Annotated in this window: 14 protein-coding genes; 7 read left to right on the forward strand and 7 right to left on the reverse strand. The window is 40.2% G+C overall.

The genetic code is table 11. The features are described from left to right. Positions 1 to 14 precede the first annotated feature (14 nt). Entirely contained in the window at positions 15 to 656 is a 642-nt protein-coding gene (locus ACOQO1_RS08820; RefSeq protein WP_420602507.1) for an O-methyltransferase, read from the forward strand. Here the strand turns inward: ACOQO1_RS08820 and ACOQO1_RS08825 are convergent. Continuing rightward, positions 637 to 1,194 (reverse strand): phosphatase PAP2 family protein, encoded by a 558-nt coding sequence (locus ACOQO1_RS08825; RefSeq protein ID WP_420602508.1) that lies wholly within the window; start codon positions 1,192 to 1,194, stop codon positions 637 to 639. The two genes, ACOQO1_RS08820 and ACOQO1_RS08825, sit on opposite strands and share 20 nt — an antisense overlap. 3 nt (positions 1,195 to 1,197) lie before the next feature. Further along, complete coding sequence (locus tag ACOQO1_RS08830) at positions 1,198 to 1,476, reverse strand: Sec-independent protein translocase subunit TatA/TatB (protein ID WP_420602509.1); 279 nt, start codon at positions 1,474 to 1,476, stop codon at positions 1,198 to 1,200. Positions 1,477 to 1,644: 168 nt separating this feature from the next. Here ACOQO1_RS08830 and ACOQO1_RS08835 point away from each other — a divergent pair, with 168 nt between their 5' ends. The 3 genes from ACOQO1_RS08835 (at position 1,645) to ACOQO1_RS08845 (ending at position 5,785) form a co-directional block, all read left to right on the forward strand. Next, positions 1,645 to 2,889, forward strand: coding sequence for an efflux RND transporter periplasmic adaptor subunit (locus tag ACOQO1_RS08835; protein WP_420602510.1), 1,245 nt, complete (start codon positions 1,645 to 1,647; stop codon positions 2,887 to 2,889). Further along, the gene (locus ACOQO1_RS08840; RefSeq protein WP_420602511.1) at positions 2,889 to 4,262 is read left to right on the forward strand and encodes an ABC transporter permease; all 1,374 of its coding nucleotides are present in this window, start codon (positions 2,889 to 2,891) and stop codon (positions 4,260 to 4,262) included. The genes ACOQO1_RS08835 and ACOQO1_RS08840 overlap by 1 nt, the downstream gene beginning before the upstream one ends. A gap of 65 nt (positions 4,263 to 4,327) precedes the next feature. Then, positions 4,328 to 5,785, forward strand: coding sequence for a TolC family protein (locus ACOQO1_RS08845; RefSeq protein ID WP_420602512.1), 1,458 nt, complete (start codon positions 4,328 to 4,330; stop codon positions 5,783 to 5,785). Between the two features lie 51 nt (positions 5,786 to 5,836). On the opposite strand, the gene ACOQO1_RS08850 is transcribed toward ACOQO1_RS08845, so the two are convergent. The 5 genes from ACOQO1_RS08850 to ACOQO1_RS08870 form a co-directional block, all read right to left on the reverse strand. Beyond that, positions 5,837 to 8,152, reverse strand: coding sequence for a M1 family metallopeptidase (locus ACOQO1_RS08850; RefSeq protein WP_420602513.1), 2,316 nt, complete (start codon positions 8,150 to 8,152; stop codon positions 5,837 to 5,839). A 62-nt stretch (positions 8,153 to 8,214) separates the two neighbouring features. Further along, the gene (locus ACOQO1_RS08855) at positions 8,215 to 8,733 is read right to left on the reverse strand and encodes a DUF6702 family protein (RefSeq protein ID WP_420602514.1); all 519 of its coding nucleotides are present in this window, start codon (positions 8,731 to 8,733) and stop codon (positions 8,215 to 8,217) included. A gap of 122 nt (positions 8,734 to 8,855) precedes the next feature. After that, the gene (locus tag ACOQO1_RS08860) at positions 8,856 to 9,614 is read right to left on the reverse strand and encodes a hypothetical protein (protein WP_420602515.1); all 759 of its coding nucleotides are present in this window, start codon (positions 9,612 to 9,614) and stop codon (positions 8,856 to 8,858) included. A gap of 53 nt (positions 9,615 to 9,667) precedes the next feature. Continuing rightward, positions 9,668 to 10,480 carry a carboxypeptidase-like regulatory domain-containing protein gene (locus tag ACOQO1_RS08865; RefSeq protein ID WP_420602516.1) on the reverse strand — a complete coding sequence of 271 codons (813 nt, stop codon included), beginning with the start codon at positions 10,478 to 10,480 and terminating at the stop codon, positions 9,668 to 9,670. Further along, positions 10,470 to 11,210 (reverse strand): hypothetical protein, encoded by a 741-nt coding sequence (locus ACOQO1_RS08870; RefSeq protein WP_420602517.1) that lies wholly within the window; start codon positions 11,208 to 11,210, stop codon positions 10,470 to 10,472. The genes ACOQO1_RS08865 and ACOQO1_RS08870 overlap by 11 nt, the downstream gene beginning before the upstream one ends. A gap of 214 nt (positions 11,211 to 11,424) precedes the next feature. Here ACOQO1_RS08870 and ACOQO1_RS08875 point away from each other — a divergent pair, with 214 nt between their 5' ends. The 3 genes from ACOQO1_RS08875 (at position 11,425) to ACOQO1_RS08885 (ending at position 17,336) form a co-directional block, all read left to right on the forward strand. Then, entirely contained in the window at positions 11,425 to 14,145 is a 2,721-nt protein-coding gene (locus tag ACOQO1_RS08875; protein WP_420602518.1) for a beta strand repeat-containing protein, read from the forward strand. Further along, positions 14,145 to 15,311, forward strand: coding sequence for a gliding motility-associated C-terminal domain-containing protein (locus ACOQO1_RS08880; protein WP_420602519.1), 1,167 nt, complete (start codon positions 14,145 to 14,147; stop codon positions 15,309 to 15,311). Before ACOQO1_RS08875 ends, ACOQO1_RS08880 begins: the two co-directional genes overlap by 1 nt. A gap of 159 nt (positions 15,312 to 15,470) precedes the next feature. Continuing rightward, a complete protein-coding gene (locus ACOQO1_RS08885; protein WP_420602520.1) occupies positions 15,471 to 17,336 on the forward strand; it encodes a sensor histidine kinase in 1,866 nt (621 codons plus the stop codon). The last annotated feature ends 1,172 nt before the right edge of the window (positions 17,337 to 18,508 follow it).

The raw sequence follows: 18,508 nt of genomic DNA on the forward strand, positions 1-18,508 counted from the left end.
CGAAAAATTTAGAGATGCATTTCCTGTCTCCTTTACTGGAAAATTATATTACTGAAAATTCTGAGGCAGAGCCTCAACTTTTAACCGAGCTCACCAGGGAAACCCACCTAAAAGTAGTACAGCCTAGAATGATCACCGGGCATTTTCAAGGAAGGGTTTTGAGCATGCTTTCAAAAATTATTACTCCCAACTATATTTTAGAGATTGGCACGTATACTGGTTATTCAGCTATATGTCTGGCGGAAGGTTTGCAAAAGACCGGGGAGTTACACACCATAGAGATCAATGAGGAACTGCGTGATCTGCAAAGGAGTTATTTCGACAGGAGTGGATATGGTTCACAAATTATACAGCATACTGGAAACGCTTTGGAAATCATACCTACATTGGATATTTGTTTTGACCTAATCTTTATTGATGCCCAAAAAGTACAGTATGATTTTTATTTTGAAGCGGTTATTGAAAAGACCAAGCCGGGGAGCATTATTCTTTCGGATAATGTATTGTGGTCAGGAAAAGTTGTGGAACCTGTTGTCCAATCGGACAAAGCAACCGCAACCTTGGTTGCGTATAACGAAAAATTGAAAAATGATCCTCGGGTAGAGACAGTAATCCTTCCTGTAAGAGATGGTCTTACTATGTGTCGTGTGCTATAATTTTCCCCTGAACCTTATAAAACAGAATTCCAGTTGTCGTTCCGATCAATGCCCCCACCAAAATATCCAATGGAAAATGTACCCCAACATAAATCCTGCTGTAGGAAAACAGTAATGGCCATATAAAGAAAATCCAAGCCCATTTAATATTATTCCGCATGAGCAATACCACCAATGTGGTTATGGCAAATGAACTGGATGCATGCCCCGAAAAGAAGCTATAATCAACCGGGGTTTTTAGTATCCGAATAAACGAGTTGATACTCTCATCGTTGCATGGACGTGGTCTTTTTGCCCAAATCTTGACCAAATGGGTTAAAAAAGTAATGAACAAAGCAATGGATGTAACTGATACGATATTGAAAAGCGCTTTCCGTTTTGGAAATTTTAGCACAAAAAGTAGAAGAAAAAGCAAGAACAAAGGAATCCAAGTACTAATTTCCGTTGCTATGCTCCAAAATTGATCATATTCGGGAGAACCAAGACCATTGAGATAGACAAAAGTATTTCGGTCCCATGTTAGAAGTTGCTCCAGCATGGATTATTTAGTGCTTCTTTTTACGGCACCTGTAACCTCATCTACATTTTTTTTGACCTCATTCAGTTCGTTACGAATGTCTTTGGTGAAGTCGGTATCAATACCCTGCTTTTCAGCACTTTTCTGAATTTCCCGTTTTATATCATCAGTGGCATCACGCAATTGGCGCATTCCTTTGCCCAATCCTTTGGCTATCCCCGGAATTTTATCCGCACCAAACACCATGACCACAATAAAGAGGATAAAAAAGATTTCTCCGCCGCTTATAAATAAAAAATGCATAGGACAAATATAATGAGAAGTTCATTTGTAATCCTGAAAAAAAACCTAAATAACCCCCTATCCTCTTTGTAATAAAAATATTATGAAAAGTATAACACAGTGGTATAATAGTTGAGGCTATTCATTCTATATTTTTGAAACATTACCAATAAATCAAACCAAAAAACCATGTCCAAAAAAAAGCTTGGCTTAATAGCTTTACCTATTCTGTTGATTCTTCTCTCTTACTTTTTTTTCTCTGGTACCACGGAAAATGATGTTTCCATTACTGCGGAAGCAAAAAAAGGAGATTTCTTGAATGAAGTAATTATCTCTGGTGAAGCACAGTCCACAAGTCTAAAAAAAATCAATGGCCCAACCGATATTCGAAAATATCGATTGAACAACGTAAAAATTCAAGACCTAATCCCAGAAGGAACCATAATAAAGAGTGGCGATTATGTGGGCAGGTTAGACCCCTCAGAGCTCAACGGGCAAATTATTGATGCCCAACTGAACCTTGAAAAAGCGGAATCCAAGTTCACCCAGGAACAATTGGACACCACCTTAACCCTGAAACAGGAACGAACAGCCATAAAAGATTTGGAGTTTACATTGGCTGAGGATAAGTTGGAGTTGGAAAGATCTATTTATGAACCCCCAAGCACTATTAAACAGCTTGAAATCAAGATAGAACGAAACGTAAGAGATTTAAAGGAGAAAACGGAGGATTACCAAATAAAAAAACGTAAGGCCATTGCCAAAATGGTCGAGGTTGGAACAGAGGTTTCCAAAATTAGAAAGCGATTGGATGACCTTACCAATCTGCAAAAATCGTTCACAATCCATTCAGACGCCAATGGAATGATAACCTATCACAAAAATTGGGATGGATCCAAACGAAAGGTAGGTTCCAGTATAAGTCCATGGGATCCTACGATAGCAACTTTACCTGATCTGACCAAGATGGAATCCAAAACCTACGCCAATGAAGTGGACATCCGAAAAATAAAAAAGGACCAAACTGTAACCATTGGCTTTGATGCTTTCCCAGATGTGACCATTGAAGGTGTAGTTACCAGCGTGGCCAATGTGGGAGAAAAGAAAAGAGGCTCGGACATTAATCTCTTTCAGGTTCTTATCAAGTTGAATGAAACCAATTCCAACATTAGACCGGGCATGACCACTTCTAACCGCATATTGATCAATAAGGAAGAAAATGTTGTTACCGTTCCGCTGGAAGCTATTTTTTCAAAAGATTCCATTAGCTATGTGTATAAAAAAACCGGTTTTTCCATTGACAAAAAAGAAGTGGAGCTGGGTGGATCAAATGTAGATGAAGTTATTATACTAAAAGGACTGGGTGAAAACGATGTTGTTTATCTAAGTAAACCGGATGGACTGGAGAATAAAGGTATCAAGCGGCTAGAGTAATGGATAAGATACTTTTAGAACAAATAAAGTCCAATTTCATTGAGGCCTATCGGATTATTGTAATCAATAAGGTACGTACTTTCCTAACGGCACTGGGCATCATCTTTGGTGTTGCCGCCGTAATTACCATGTTGGCCATTGGCAATGGTGCTGAAAAAGAAATATTATCCCAATTGGAATTGGTGGGAGTCAACAACATTGTAATTGAACCCATTCCAGATGAAGAGGATGAGAATTCTTCAGACGAAGAAAGCGATGAGGAAGGGGGAGCGACAGAGCAAAAGCGTTTTTCAAAAGGGCTTGATCTTTTAGATGTGTCCAGTATATCGAAAATTGTTCCTTCTGTCAAACGTCTAAGCCCTGAAATTATAATGGACACCTACGTCATCAACAAAGGAAAACAGAATGGGGTTAAACTAATAGGCATCACCAATGCTTATTTTGAGACATCGAACATATCGTTGGGGCGTGGAACAAAATTTTCAGAAGCACAATCCAACAACGCAATGCCGGTTTGTATTATTGGCGAAAAAGTAGAGAAAAAACTGTTTACTGGGGAAAGTGCACTGGGAAAGCAAATCAAGGTAAAGGATGTCTGGCTTAAAGTTATTGGCATCATCGAGGAAAAATTGATATCGGAAAAAGCCCAGGAAAATTTGGGCATTAGGGACCTTAACCAAGATGTCTATATTCCTATAAAAACATTTTTGGTCCGTTATAAGGACAGAAAAATCATTCATGACAAGCAACTGGATTTTAGTGGAGGAATCATCATGGTCGGAAACCAAAATGGGCCGAAAAAAAGAATTCCCAGGGGCAACTACCATCAAATTGACCGGTTGACCGTTCAGGTCAACAATTCCAGTGAGCTTAAGGGTACAGCAGAGGTCATAAGCAGAATGCTCAAACGAAAACATAATGATGTTCTCGATTTTGAAATTTCCATCCCTATAAATCTTCTAAAGCAACAACAAAAGACCAAACAAATATTCAATATTGTATTGAGCATTATTGCAGGTATATCCTTGTTGATTGGTGGAATTGGGATAATGAACATTATGTTGGCTTCTGTTTTGGAACGTACCAAAGAGATTGGAATAGTACGTGCCTTGGGTGCCACCCGTCAGGATGTGATTTGGCAGTTTTTGTCAGAATCCATTCTTATTAGTTTGGGCGGAGGTATCATTGGTGTAATACTTGGAATAATTGCATCTTTTGGTTTAGAAAAGCTAACGGGCATAGAAACCATCCTGACCATAAGTTCTATTCTATTATCCTTTTTTGTGGCCACTTTGGTTGGATTGGTATTTGGGGTTTTTCCCGCGCGATCTGCGGCCAATAAAAGACCCATCGAAGCAATCCGACATGAATAATGGACAAGACCACTTTCTTATTTATCAATCATAAGACCAAACCATAAACAACAAAACATATGAAGATGAAGAAGCTTCTTTTTTTCCTTTTCGCGGCGTTTCATTTAGCCATATTCTCCCAAAAAAAACAAATCCAACTAAAAGAGGCCATTACATTGGCAAAAAAAAAGTCGCCAGAGTATCAGGCACTTGTAAACAACACTCAGGCCCGTTATTGGAGATACCGTAATTACATTGCCAGTTTTTTACCGGAACTGAGCTTGAACCTTTCTCCTCGTTATACCAATTCCATAAACAGAATCACCAATAATTTGGGGCAAGATATTTTTGTCAGACAAAATCAATCCATCATTGATGGTGGCCTTAGTCTGCGCCAACAGGTACCCTATACCGGAGGTATATTTTCCATTAACTCACAATTACAGCGAATAGATCGGTTTGGTGACGACAATTCTACCAGCTTCTCCGTTGTTCCCTTTTCAATCCGGTATTTCCAGAATTCCTTGTTCTACAATCCATTTAAATGGGATAAAAAGATTGAACCATTGCGCTACGAAGAGTCCAAACGGGATTTTATAGAACGGATGGAGGATATATCCCTAAATACGTGTAGGCGATATTTTGATTTATTAAAGGCACAAATGCAGTTGGAAATTGCAAAACGTAACCTGTCCAATCAAGATACCTTGCTGCAAATTGCAAAAGGAAGATACAAAATTGGGAAAATACCTGAGAACGATTTACTGCAAATGGAGCTTCGTCATTTAAATTCCCAAAACTTTGTTACCACAAATACAGTGGCCTTTAAAAGGGCCTCGCAAGATTTGGCCAGGTACCTTTCTTTGAATACAGAGGACATCGAGCTATCTATCCCGGAAGAACTCAAAGAGTTTACGGTGAGTGTGGAAAAAGCTTTGGAAGAAGCTTATGATAATCGAAAAGCAGTTATTGAGTTTAGAAGGAGAAGGCTGGAAATGGAACAAGAACTTGCCGAAGCCAAGGGCAACAATAGGGTACGTTTAAGTGTAAATGCCAATTTTGGGCTTAACGGTCAATCCGATGAATACAGTACGTTGTTCCAAGATTATGACCAACAACAAAATGTGAATGTTACCTTGGGTATTCCAATCTTTGATTGGGGAGTTTCAAAATCCAAGAGAAAAATGGCAGAAGCCAATCTTGACCTTACGGATACCAATATAAAACAGGAAAGTCAGGCTTTTGAGCAAGAGATATACCTTCATACCTTGAACTGGTCCAATCAAAGGAGTTTTTTGTCCACTGCGGAAAAAGCCCAAGAGGTCGCTCTTAAAAGATATGATATCACTAAAAAAAGATATGTTCTTGGCAAGGTTTCCATAACCGACCTTAATTTGGCGCAGCAAGAAAAGGATAAGGCCGTAATAGACTATTTAAATTCCCTGGAAAAATTTTGGACCGATTACTACCTTCTACGAAAGTTGACGCTCTACGATTTCATAACGGATGAAAAAATAGCGGTTGTAGAACTTGATTTTGACTAACAAAAAAAGCCCTGTGAATTCACAGGGCTTTTTTATGCTTTATTCTCGAAATTATTTTCCTTTGATATTCTCTTTGAACTTATCAAAATCAGATTTCTCTTCTTTAATTGGCCAAGAGTTATTGGCAGTATCAATATCTGCAGTCTCCAACTTGGGATCTACTACAATACCTACCAATTCTTTTTGAGTAGACAGCACACGCTTTACCTCAGCATCGTTCTTTCTCCAAATTTCAGGAGGATAAGTAATGTTTTCCTTGCTACCATCCGCATAGGTATACTCAACGATCAATGGCATTGGAATACCTCCTGGCTTATCAAATGTTATTTCATAAAAGTACTTAGGCTCTTTGACCTGAGCTCTTTCTGCTTCGGTCATGTTGTCCATCATAAACTCCTTCAGGTTTTGGGAGGTTTCTGTTGGCGATTTTCCCTTTAGTTCAGGGTCATAGTCCTCACTACCTTCTTCCGCCAAATATACCAGAGGAGGCAAGTCAGCTTCTGTAAGGTTTCTGTCTGCCATATACTTTTCCATTTGCTTGGTAGGCTTGTTGGAAACATAGTATTTTTTAACACCTTTCACACCTATGTCCACATAATCGGTTGTGTAGAACCATCCTCTCCAATACCAATCCAAATCAACTGCAGATGCATCTTCCATAGTACGGAAAAAATCTTCTGGGGTAGGATGCTTAAACTTCCAACGTTGCGCATATGTTTTAAAGGCATGATCGAACAATTCCTTGCCCATTACGGTTTCACGAAGAATATTCAGTGCCGTTGCAGGTTTACCATAAGCGTTTGGACCCAATTGATACACATTCTCCGGGTTTGACATAATCGGGGAAATGTAGCTTTGATCTCCGGCCATGTAAGGAACAATCTTTGCTGCTTCACCTCTTCGGGAAGGATAAGCTTTATTTGGAGCAATTACTTCAGGATAATTTTTACCAAACTCTTGCTCTGTTAAATACTGCATAAAAGTATCCAATCCTTCGTCCATCCAACCCCACTGACGCTCATCAGAATTTACGATCATTGGGAAGAAATTGTGTCCTACCTCATGGATGATTACACTGATCATTCCGTATTTTGTTCTGTCGGAATAGGTACCATCCTCATTAGGTCGGCCATAGTTCCAGCAAATCATTGGGTATTCCATACCCTGATTCTTTGCATGAACGGAAATAGCCTTGTGGTAAGGATAATCGAAAGTGTGTTTTGAATAGGTTTCCAAAGTTTGGGCAACGGCCTTGGTAGATTGCTCTTCCCAAAGTGGGTTTCCTTCCTTTGGATACAGGGAAACGGCCATTACGTCTTTTCCACCTATTTTAACGGCCTGCATGTCCCAGATAAACTTTCTGGAAGTTGCAAAACCATAGTCACGGACATTGGTTGCTTTGAATTTCCATGTCTTTTTCTTTTCTGAAAAACCTTTCTCTGCTGCTTCCGCCTCAGCTTGGTTTACAATAATTACCGGCTTATCATATGACTTTTTAGCCATCTTGTAGCGCTTCATCATTTCTTTGGAGAAGACATCATCTCTATTTTGCAGCACTCCGGTGGCATCTAAAATATGATCGGCAGGTACCGTAATGTTCACCTCGTAGTTACCAAATGGCAGTGCGAACTCTCCACTTCCCCAGAACTGATGGTTCTGCCATCCTTCAACATCACTGTATACTGCCATTCTTGGGAAAAATTGGGCAATTACATAGGCTTTGTTTCCATCTTTTGGAAAATACTCATATCCTGAACGCCCTCTTCCATTAACGTGATCATTGATATTGTACCACCACTTGATGGAGAATGAAATCTGCTCTCCACTTTTTAGTGGCTTGGGTATATTGACCCGCATCATGGTCTGATTGATGGTGTATGACAATGGTCTTCCATTGGCATCCTTCACAAATTCTATGTTGAAACCGCCATCAAAAGGTTCATTGATATAGGTGTTGGCGAAATTATCCGCTGTATATGCAAAATTTACACCGTTACCATTGCGCAAGGGAGACTTGGAGTCTTTCGCCCTAACATTTTGGTCCAATTGAACCCAAAGAAATTCCAAATCATCAGGTGAATTGTTGAAATAGGTAATAGTTTCTTCACCATAAAGTTTTGAGTTTTTATCATCCAACTCAATGTTCATGGCATAATCTGCGCGTTGCTGGTAATAATCTGGACCTGGCGCCCCTGAAGCGGAACGATATGTGTTTGGGGTAGAAAACTCCTCATACAACTGTTTAAATTTACTTTGGTTATAATGACCGGGCTTCCTCTCTTCTTTGCCTTCCTCTCCTTCTTGTGCAATAGCAATGGCACCCAAAAGGAACAACATGGAAGCAAAATAATACTTGACTTTGTTCATTTTCTTATTTGATTTTTAAACGGTGAAAAATAACTTTTTTTTAACCAACTGTTAAGAATTGGTTATAAGTTTAACATTCCTTTATTATTCTCTTTGATCAACACAAAACTCTTCTTCTTTCCCTTCCATTTTAAATGGACAATATTTTGTTGTTCCTCGAACAAATCTGTCAGAATTTCATTTTGTACGGTTATGGATTTTAAGTCTGAAATATCTATGTTGGTTACTTCCATGTAGCAAATCATAACATCGTTATCATATTCTTTTCCCAAAAAGTCATAGTCCGTTATTTCACCATTTAATTCAATGGTAAACTTTGCTCGAATATATTTTTCTATGTACTCATCGGCTATTTTCGCTTCGTCTTCAGTAGCCAGCTTGGCATTTATGCCATACCGTTCCTTTAAAACCTCTTCTAAATCATCTATAAAAATGCGGCTGGTAATTTGAAACGAAGTATTTTTCTCCGAATAGACCATATTGGTTACGCTAACATAAAACTTATGAGCAGTGGTAAAGGATAGCAGAAATACTGCTAAAAACAGAATGGCAATATTCTGGGTTATTTTAAATTTCATCATGGTACAATTAGGACTCTTTGGTATGCGTTTATGTTACATTTTTTATGTTAAAATATATTCGCTGTTTTTATGTGCGTATTTCATTCCACAATTCAGAAATGCAAAGCATGTGCCAAGTTAGATCAGTCCAGGTTATTTTCCTCCCTATACGCCTTGCTCTTCAAAAGCAAAAACTGCCATAACAACAGCTTGTCTTGGCTGTTGGACAAATTCTCAAATTTAGTGTCCATTTGACAATAATAAATAAAGTCGTAAAATTTATCTTTTGGAATTTTTAAAAAATTCGCCATAACCGAATCTGAAAAACTTTCCTCAACTTCTTTCACTTTGGCATATTCCTTATCCAAAAGCACCCTTTTTTTCAACATTTTGGTTCTTCCGCTGAGCCTGTTCAGAATCTTATTCACATTGATTGAAAAAGCTCCGTAGAAATATATAAATTTTCCGTGGTCAGCATCATGAAGCTTGTTCTCACTTTGTGTAATTATTCTAACATTGGCATTTGGCAATTCCAAAGCTTCGGCACTCACATCTTTTTCCAGTTGCAGATTACCCAAGTCTTGGTTTAAATCCCCCGAAAGGTTATAAGGGGTTACCACCACTTCATTTAACTCGTTTACAAACTCTTCCAAGAAAACCGTAACAAAACTGGTATTGAAAATGTCTTCATTGACATGGAGCATTTTTCTTTTAAAGTGAACGGCAGAGAACAAAAGCGTATCATTGGGTTTAACCGATATGGAAAATTCTCCATTTTCAACTGTTATTGTGGAGCGCTTGGAAGTGACATTCTGCACCACGATCCCAGTAACATCTTTTTCTTTACCAACAACCCTGCCTTTCAAAATTTTTGATTCCTGGGCTATTGCAATACCAGACATCAATAAAAAACCCAGTACATGAAATCTTATATGAATGGTAGCCCCGAACAAAATCAGTCAAGGTTGTTGTTTTCTCTATAAGCCCTGCTCTTAGAGACCATAAAGTCCCATATTTTCAATTTGTCCTTAGAGTCAACCATATCTTGAAATGTCGGGTCCACTTCACAGAAATACATAAAATCATCCACTTTTTCTGCTGGTATTTTTAAAGTCATCACAAAGAGGGAATCAACGTAAAAACCTTGGACCCTTTGGGTCCTTGCATAAGTTTTGTCCACCTTTACCCTATTCTTGAGCATTTTGGTCCGACCCGTAATGGCATTGATGATAGGATTCAACGTTAGCGCACCCCCGGCTCCCCCAATTCCTCCACCTCCTTTTATAGACATTCCGGAGGCTTCTTGTAGTTTTCGTTCACTTTGCGTAATTATTTTGGCATGTGCATTGGGCAGCCCCAAAGCTTCGGCACTTACATCTTTTTCCAATTGCAGGTCATCCAAATCTTGGTTCAAATCCCCAGAAAGATCATAGGGTCTTACCACAACTTCCTTTAGCTGGTTCACAAATTCTTCCAAAGGAACAGTGATAAAACTGGTGTTGAAAAGTTCATCGTTAACGTAAATTACCTTTCTTTTAAACTGAACTGCCGAAAAAACAAGAGTATCATTTTGTCTTATCAAAATGGAAAAGTTTCCGTCTACATCAGTAATTACAGCGCGTTGGGAAGAAATGTTCTGCACTACAACGCCAACAACATCCTTATCTTTTCCGTAGACTTTCCCTTTCAGCTGTTTTGAAACCCCATGTTGGCCCAAAGCAGAAAAAGTAACCAACAAAAACAATGAAAAAAGGAGCTTAATCCTCATTCAACTCTTCTAAATAGGTTTTACTATGGGTAACCAAGAAGTCAATCAACTGAAATTCATTTTCCTTACGCAACAAGGTCTGGGATGGTACCTTGTCATCGCAATAATACAAGAAAGCGTCTATCTTATCCTGAGGCAGTTTTAGGTCCACAACAAAAAATTCATCGTCATAAACCTGTCTTAATACCTCACTTACTTTTAAAGGTTTTTTATCTTCCCCGCTCTCCCTTTTTGTTTTGAACAAGGCCTTAAAGATGTTCACAAAATTAATACCATCCCTCATGCCTCTAACGGTTCTGGACTCAGCAATATTCTCTACCTCAGTGCCCCGATCGATTTCATATTCAAAGCCCTTAAAATCTTCGTTTTTTACCTGAAGGAATTTCTCTTGATTCTCCGGAGTAACAATAACCCCTTCCAATTCAGTGATTTTTTCGGTCACTTCAACCACCAATCTATTTTTATCCAAAATCTCTTGGGTAATTGGAACCACCTCCAACTGATAGTTCACGGCCGTAAATACTAACTGGTCACCTTCTTTCACCAAAATCATAAACTCTCCATTATCATTGGTAATTGTGGCGCTTTCCGATGTTGCGTTGATTACATTTTCGTTGGGTACATTTCCGCCCCTATACAATACTTTACCTCTTAAAACTTGCCTGGTTTCCTGTGCCATTGATACACTTGAGAAAACCAAAAAAAATAAGACCAGAATGGTGTTTTTCATAAGAAAGCCTTTAGCTTAAGTTAAAGAAAACCCTTGAACGTCATAAAAAAAAATAATCGTGTTCTAAACTTTTGTTAATTCTCAAAAATGATCAAATGAATATTAAGGTCCATTCACCTTTAAACTAGGGTATTTTGACGGTAATAATTAGAATAATCCGACGATAGGCTTAGTTTTGCCGTTTACGTTTGGAAATCCTCAAATAACAAACCCTGTGAAAACGCAAATAACATTTTTGATCATAGGCCTACTGATGATCACCTCCTTAAAAGGGCAAATTAAAATTGGCGATAATCCTCAAAACCTGGACCCTTCTTCGGTTCTGGAACTGGAAAGCACATCAAAAGTTTTTGTGATAACCAGAGTCACCAATGTGCAAATGAATACGATTTCCCCTTTGGAGGGTGCAATGGTGTACAACACAGACGAAGATTGTATTCATTATTACGATGGCACTACTTGGGTCAACATTTGCGAAGCCCTTGACAATTCCTTTACCATAAGCACAAACGCAGTTTTTAATCCGTCTTTTAGGGATAGTACCGTTGTAGTTACCCAAACTGGCAACAATTACAATTTTGAGGTAAACATGATTACCGGGGACAATATTGTGGATACTTCCATCAATGGAGATGCGGATCTTCAGCCAAAATCCGTTACAAGCACAAGAATCGCAGACGGAGCTATAACCTTAGACAAACTTGCCCCAACCACACTGCCAACCTCTGGTCAACTTATACGTTGGGATGGGCCTGGCACAGGCTGGGTATATGTAAATGAATCGGATCTTGGTATTACCGAAGAGGACGCTGTAGTTGGAAATGAGGTAACAGGTCCGGCAGATGCTACTTTGGAGCTTTCTGGAATGGGTACAGAAGTAAACCCTTTTCTTTTGGATGTAAGTACTGGTGGAATTACAGACAATGAATTGGCCACAAATGCAGTCACTACGGATAAAATTTTGAATGGTAATGTGACCAATGGAAAATTAGATAAGGCCAATATACCACTGAGTGGTTTTGCGCCAGCCGGAAACAATGTAGATCTAGGTGGTTTCCAAATCAATAATCTTCAAAATCCGACAATTGCTCAAGATGCAGCCACTAAAAATTATGTTGATGTCGAAATAACAGCCTCCATGCAGACCATCGTCAGTGCAGATGCCGGAAACTCGATCACCGCCAGCGGGACCGACGGAGGGGCGTTCTACGATGACTCAGCATTGCAGACGTCTGTGACAACGAATACTACAAATATTGCAACAAATACTGCAAACATTGCCGCTATAACTGTAGTCAGTGCAGATGCCGGAAACTCGATCACCGCCAGCGGGACCGACGGAGGGGCGTTCTACGATGATACCGCGGTGCTCACGGCTATCGCAGCAAAAGAGGATTCAGCCAACAAGTCCAATGACGGGACTCTGGCAGGCAACTCGGCAACAGATTTCCCAACGGAACAGGCCGTCAAGACATACGTCGATACCGAGATAACCGCATCCAACCAGACCATCGTCAGCGCCGATGCCGGAAACTCGATCACCGCCAGCGGGACCGACGGAGGGGCGTTCTACGATGATGCCGCGGTGCTCACGGCTATCGCAGCAAAAGAGGATTCAGCCAACAAGTCCAATGACGGGACTCTGGCGGGCAACTCGGCAACAGATTTCCCAACGGAACAGGCCGTCAAGACATATGTCGATACCGAGATAACCGCATCCAACCAGACCATCGTCAGCGCCGATGCCGGAAACTCGATTACCGCAAGCGGGACCGATGGAGGGGCGTTCTACGATGATGCCGCGGTGCTCACGGCTATCGCAGCAAAAGAGGATTCAGCCAACAAGTCCAATGACGGGACTCTGGCGGGCAACTCGGCAACAGATTTCCCAACGGAACAGGCCGTCAAGACATATGTCGATACCGAGATAACCGCATCCAACCAGACCATCGTCAGCGCCGATGCCGGAAACTCGATCACCGCCAGCGGGACCGATGGAGGGGCGTTCTACGATGATGCCGCGGTGCTCACGGCTATCGCAGCAAAAGAGGATTCAGCCAACAAGTCCAATGACGGGACTCTGGCGGGCAACTCGGCAACAGATTTCCCAACGGAACAGGCCGTCAAGACATACGTCGATACCGAGATAACCGCATCCAACCAGACCATCGTCAGCGCCGATGCCGGAAACTCGATCACCGCCAGCGGGACCGATGGAGGGGCGTTCTACGATGATACCGCGGTGCTCACGGCTATCGCAGCAAAAGAGGATTCAGCCAACAAGTCCAATGACGGGACTCTGGCAGGCAACTCGGCAACAGATTTCCCAACGGAACAGGCCGTCAAGACATACGTCGATACCGAGATAACCGCATCCAACCAGACCATCGTCAGCGCCGATGCCGGAAACTCGATCACCGCCAGCGGGACCGACGGAGGGGCGTTCTACGATGATGCCGCGGTGCTCACGGCTATCGCAGCAAAAGAGGATTCAGCCAACAAGTCCAATGACGGGACTCTGGCGGGCAACTCGGCAACAGATTTCCCAACGGAACAGGCCGTCAAGACATATGTCGATACCGAGATAACCGCATCCAACCAGACCATCGTCAGCGCCGATGCCGGAAACTCGATTACCGCAAGCGGAACCGACGGAGGGGCCTATTTAGATGCCACGGTCAAACCAATTATATCAACAGGTACCGATATAGCACTTACAAATGCCAACTATACAGTTATTTTAAATGCTGGCGTATACACCACTGGTGTTTCCTTACCAGCTCCGGGAGTTACTACTGTTGGAAAAATTTTTGTTATTCGTAATAACAGTGGTGGGAATGTTAATATTACTGGAACTGCATCGGTTGGAATCGTAAATCTCAATTCGGCCCTATGGCTTCAAAATGACGGTACAACTTGGCAACAAATCAACTAATGCAAAAGTTAATTTATATACCAATCTTGTTGCTGGGAATTGTTACCAGCGCCCAAACCGCTTTATACAATAGTGGTAGTATCCGTATCCATGCCAATGGCAACCTTGGATTTCATACCAACTTGATCAATGACACCTCCTTTGACCAAAATGAAGGTTTGGCAGGATTTTATGGTAACAATGTGATACAGGTAACCGGAAGTATTTCGCCCACCTTTAGGGATGTAGAGTTTATGGCTTCGAACGATGTGGTTTTACAAAACTCCGTCAACGTACTTAACAATGTGAATTTTGTGGATGGAAATGTCCTTTCCCCCTTTAATGATCAAACCCTGTACCTTAATTTTTCAAATAGTGGTTTTTTCACTGGTGAAAGTGATGCATCCAAGGTAACCGGGTTTGCTGCCATTACCAACCGAAGTTTCTTCTCGTTTCCAGTTGGGGATGAAAACCAATTGCGTCCTTTACTATTGGAGTCACAAAGTGAAGCTCCATTGGCAATCTGTGCGTATTTTTTTGAGAATCCTTCAAACCCTCCTTCATTACTGGAAAGTTTTAATGTGGATGAAAAAGTAAGGGATATTGGTACCGTAACCGACAAGGAGTTTTGGATAGTTCAAAGTGATGTTACATCTACAGTGACCATAAGTTGGAATGAACGAAGTGCTTTAGCATCGATTCCCAACACTACAGTAGACGCAATAATAGTGGTTGGATGGAGCAAATCTTCCAATCAGTGGGTAATTATTGGAAATTCTGCTCAAAGCGGAGATATTACCCAAGGTTTTATAACCTCCAATCCATTTGTTCCTAGCGAGTATGACGCCGTCACTTTTGGAACCATTCCATTACCAACAGATACTTTTGTGGTAAACAATCCCACCTTGGGAAACTATTTTTTAAGCCCAAATGGAGATGGCACCAATGACTTTTTGGTTATTGACGGCATGTCCGAGTCACTCAATAACAGTTTGAGGATATTCAATCGTTTTGGTCAAAAGGTTTTTGAAAAAATAAACTATGTCGATGAGTTCACGGGAGTTTCCAATACTGGAAATTTCATTCTAAGTCAGGATATTGGCTTGCCTGAAGGGGTTTATTATTACTTGGTCACTCTTGATGACCTGGAGCTCGAATATCAGGGCTTTTTGTTCCTTGACAGATGATTTTGTAGGAATTATAGCTCGCTTATTTACCACAACACACTTAACAACAACAACTTAAGGATGTTTGCTTCCATTTTACAACATGCTTAACTTGTCATACAATATTTACTGATAGTGTTTTCCCCAATCTTAGCTTCAGTAAATCATCAATCAAACTGTATGAGCCTACCAAAATCTTTGCTTTTTTTTATCCTGCTCATTCCCATTTTTGTTTCCTCCCAAAATGGAACAAAGCTTACCGTTGATTTCAAAATTTTAAAAACAAATAATGATAGTTATACGGTCAAGGACATTTTAGATATAAAAGATACTTTTAGGACTGCTTCCAGTTTTTCAGAAAAAACTTCTCCAGATGACACCTTCTGGATTCTTTTGGACTTTAAGGACAAAGCTACTATCGATATTTATCCTGACACTACTTTATATCTGAAATTCAACAGTTTCGATTATGGAAAATTATTTTATAAGGACAATAACCATATAGTAAAAAGAAGCATTGGGTTATTTGATCCAAATTCGATAAGCAAAAAGGTTAAATTCTCTCATTATTACGCTTTTCTACCATTTAAAACAAAGAACCTTATCCAAAGTAGATATTTGATTCTTAAGGTAAAACGCCTAACCTTTAAAGAAGATATTGCCAATTGGAATTTTATCTATAGTGACCAACATCCAAACCAATTAGCCTCCTCGGAGAATTTTTTAAACAAAAACAGTTATTACTTTTTTGCGGGATTGTGCCTTATCATGTGGTTTTTGACACTCTCGTTCTTTTTTATGTTGAAGAAACCTGAATTCTTATTTTATTCGGTTTACATTATTTTGTTGTTTACCTATGTTGCTGGAAACAAATTTGGAATCTATCAATTTTTGTTTGGTGGAAATCACATAGTGCAATTATGGTTTTCCCAAATCATTATACTATTGGCCAATGTAGCCTACACCCTATTTCTTGCATACTATCTTGAGACAAAAAGAGACTATCCTTGGGTCCATAAACTTGTACAATTTATTATTGGCTATAACATTGTAATCTTCATTCTGATTTCCATTTTTCACGTCTTTGATTTTATAGACAGTCTAGGATACCTCATCAATATAACATTTAAGTTAGGATATGCCAGTGCGGTGATAGCCTTAATTTATTTAATATATTCCAGTAGGCGGCCATTACCTTATATTATAGCGTTTGCTTCATTGGCATTCTGTATTTCCTCTTTAATGCGTATGTATTTCGCTGCTCCTGGTGATGGATTATTTATGGACAGTCTCTACTATTTAATTATAGGTTGTTCCATAGAAATGATAATTTTTGCCTTGGGTTTTAATTATAAAATGCAATTGGAACATAAGAAAAATTTACAGCTGCAACAGGAAGCATTTGTAAACAAAACGAAAGCGTTGCGAGCACAGATTAATCCGCATTTCATTTTTAACTCCCTAAGCTCTATTCAAGGTCTTATTACCAAAAACGATAAGGTTTCGGCTATAAAATACCTCACAAGATTCAGTAGGTTGACACGAAACATTCTTGAAAGCTCCATAGAAACAAATGTTGTTTTAGCTGATGAAATAAAAATGATCCAAGATTATTTAGAATTGGAATCCGTCCGTTTTGATAATACCTTCACCTATGCAATCACTGTGGAAAAGGATATAGATATCAATACTGTAGAGGTCCCTTTTATGATATTGCAACCCTTTGTGGAAAATGCCATCATCCATGGACTCCTTCCTAAAAAAGAAGCATCAAAGAAGATTACTATTAACTTTAAGAAAGAAGAAAGGTTCATCACATGTGAAATAGATGATAATGGAATTGGCAGAATAAGAGAAGATAAAAAGGAAAATAACTATGTAAAGAAGAGAAAATCCAGGGGGCTGGAAGTCACTATACAACGAATGCAAGCGCTAAATACTGATGAGGATGAAGGTGGGGATATACAAATCATTGATAAAATGGATAAAAATGAAAAATCTTTGGGCACCAAAGTTATTCTTAAATTCCCCTATGAAACTCATTAATGAAATAGAAGAGATAATATTAAAGGCTAAATCTCAAAAAACAGAATACGCATCTAGTCTGGTAGTTTGAAAAATACTTTATTGTTTAAAAAAGTAGGAAAAATACTTCAAATAATATTTATAAAGCATTTAAAATTAGCACGTTAAAACTGTTTTCCTTGTTTTACAACATTCTTTCCCAACTACACAACATTTAATGGTTCTTTCTTCTTCGTGCAGGTATTTTTAACAACTACCAAAGTTAGTTGTGATGAAATTGAGGATATTATTACCCTTTTTTGCCCTATTCTTTTCAGTAATTGCCTTTTCACAGGTTAAGGTTGGAAACAACCCCAATAATATTGACCCTTCGTCAATTATTGAGTTGGAAAGTTCCAATAAAGCACTGGTCTTAACCCGGTTAACATCTGCGCAGATGCAAAGCATTAATCCTCTGAATGGTGCACTGGTTTATAACATAGAAACATCATGCGTTCATTATTATAATGGTTCACAATGGATTAATCTTTGTAATTCCTCAAATACTTCAGGGTTATCTTTTGTAGACAATGGAGATGGTACATTTACTGTCAATGATAATAATGGAATAGTTTTTACCTCACCAGACCTTACAGGGGCTCAAGGACCCGAAGGACCACAGGGACCGCAAGGCATACAAGGAGAGACAGGACCCGAAGGACCACAGGGACCACAAGGGATACAGGGCGAGATCGGACCCGAGGGACCACAAGGGTTACCGGGCGCAGATGGTGCTGACGGGGCAACAGGACCCGAAGGACCACAGGGACCGCAAGGGATACAAGGTGAAACAGGACCTGAAGGACCACAGGGGCCACAAGGGATACAAGGTGAAACAGGACCCGAGGGACCACAAGGGTTACCGGGCGCAGATGGTGCTGACGGGGCAACAGGACCCGAAGGGCCACAGGGACCGCAAGGGATACAAGGTGAAACAGGACCCGAGGGACCACAGGGGTTACCGGGCGCAGATGGTGCTGACGGGGCAACAGGACCCGAAGGGCCACAGGGGCCACAAGGGTTACCGGGCGCAGATGGTGCTGACGGGGCAACAGGACCCGAAGGGCCACAGGGACCACAGGGAATCCAGGGCGAGATCGGACCCGAAGGGCCACAAGGGCCACAGGGAATCCAGGGCGAGATCGGACCCGAAG

This window comes from Flagellimonas sp. (assembly GCF_965222555.1).
In the GTDB taxonomy this organism is placed as follows: domain Bacteria; phylum Bacteroidota; class Bacteroidia; order Flavobacteriales; family Flavobacteriaceae; genus Flagellimonas.

Excerpts from the sequence above, each read along its gene's own strand:
- ACOQO1_RS08870 (WP_420602517.1), bottom strand. The coding sequence starts at position 11,210 with ATGAAAAACACCATTCTGGTCTTATTTTTTTTGGTTTTCTCAAGTGTA.
- ACOQO1_RS08820 (WP_420602507.1), top strand. The coding sequence starts at position 15 with ATGCATTTCCTGTCTCCTTTACTGGAAAATTATATTACTGAAAATTCT.
- ACOQO1_RS08855 (WP_420602514.1), bottom strand. The coding sequence starts at position 8,733 with ATGATGAAATTTAAAATAACCCAGAATATTGCCATTCTGTTTTTAGCA.
- ACOQO1_RS08850 (WP_420602513.1), bottom strand. The coding sequence starts at position 8,152 with ATGAACAAAGTCAAGTATTATTTTGCTTCCATGTTGTTCCTTTTGGGT.
- ACOQO1_RS08840 (WP_420602511.1), top strand. The coding sequence starts at position 2,889 with ATGGATAAGATACTTTTAGAACAAATAAAGTCCAATTTCATTGAGGCC.
- ACOQO1_RS08865 (WP_420602516.1), bottom strand. The coding sequence starts at position 10,480 with ATGAGGATTAAGCTCCTTTTTTCATTGTTTTTGTTGGTTACTTTTTCT.
- ACOQO1_RS08880 (WP_420602519.1), top strand. The coding sequence starts at position 14,145 with ATGCAAAAGTTAATTTATATACCAATCTTGTTGCTGGGAATTGTTACC.
- ACOQO1_RS08860 (WP_420602515.1), bottom strand. The coding sequence starts at position 9,614 with ATGTCTGGTATTGCAATAGCCCAGGAATCAAAAATTTTGAAAGGCAGG.
- ACOQO1_RS08885 (WP_420602520.1), top strand. The coding sequence starts at position 15,471 with ATGAGCCTACCAAAATCTTTGCTTTTTTTTATCCTGCTCATTCCCATT.
- ACOQO1_RS08825 (WP_420602508.1), bottom strand. The coding sequence starts at position 1,194 with ATGCTGGAGCAACTTCTAACATGGGACCGAAATACTTTTGTCTATCTC.
- ACOQO1_RS08835 (WP_420602510.1), top strand. The coding sequence starts at position 1,645 with ATGTCCAAAAAAAAGCTTGGCTTAATAGCTTTACCTATTCTGTTGATT.
- ACOQO1_RS08830 (WP_420602509.1), bottom strand. The coding sequence starts at position 1,476 with ATGCATTTTTTATTTATAAGCGGCGGAGAAATCTTTTTTATCCTCTTT.
- ACOQO1_RS08845 (WP_420602512.1), top strand. The coding sequence starts at position 4,328 with ATGAAGAAGCTTCTTTTTTTCCTTTTCGCGGCGTTTCATTTAGCCATA.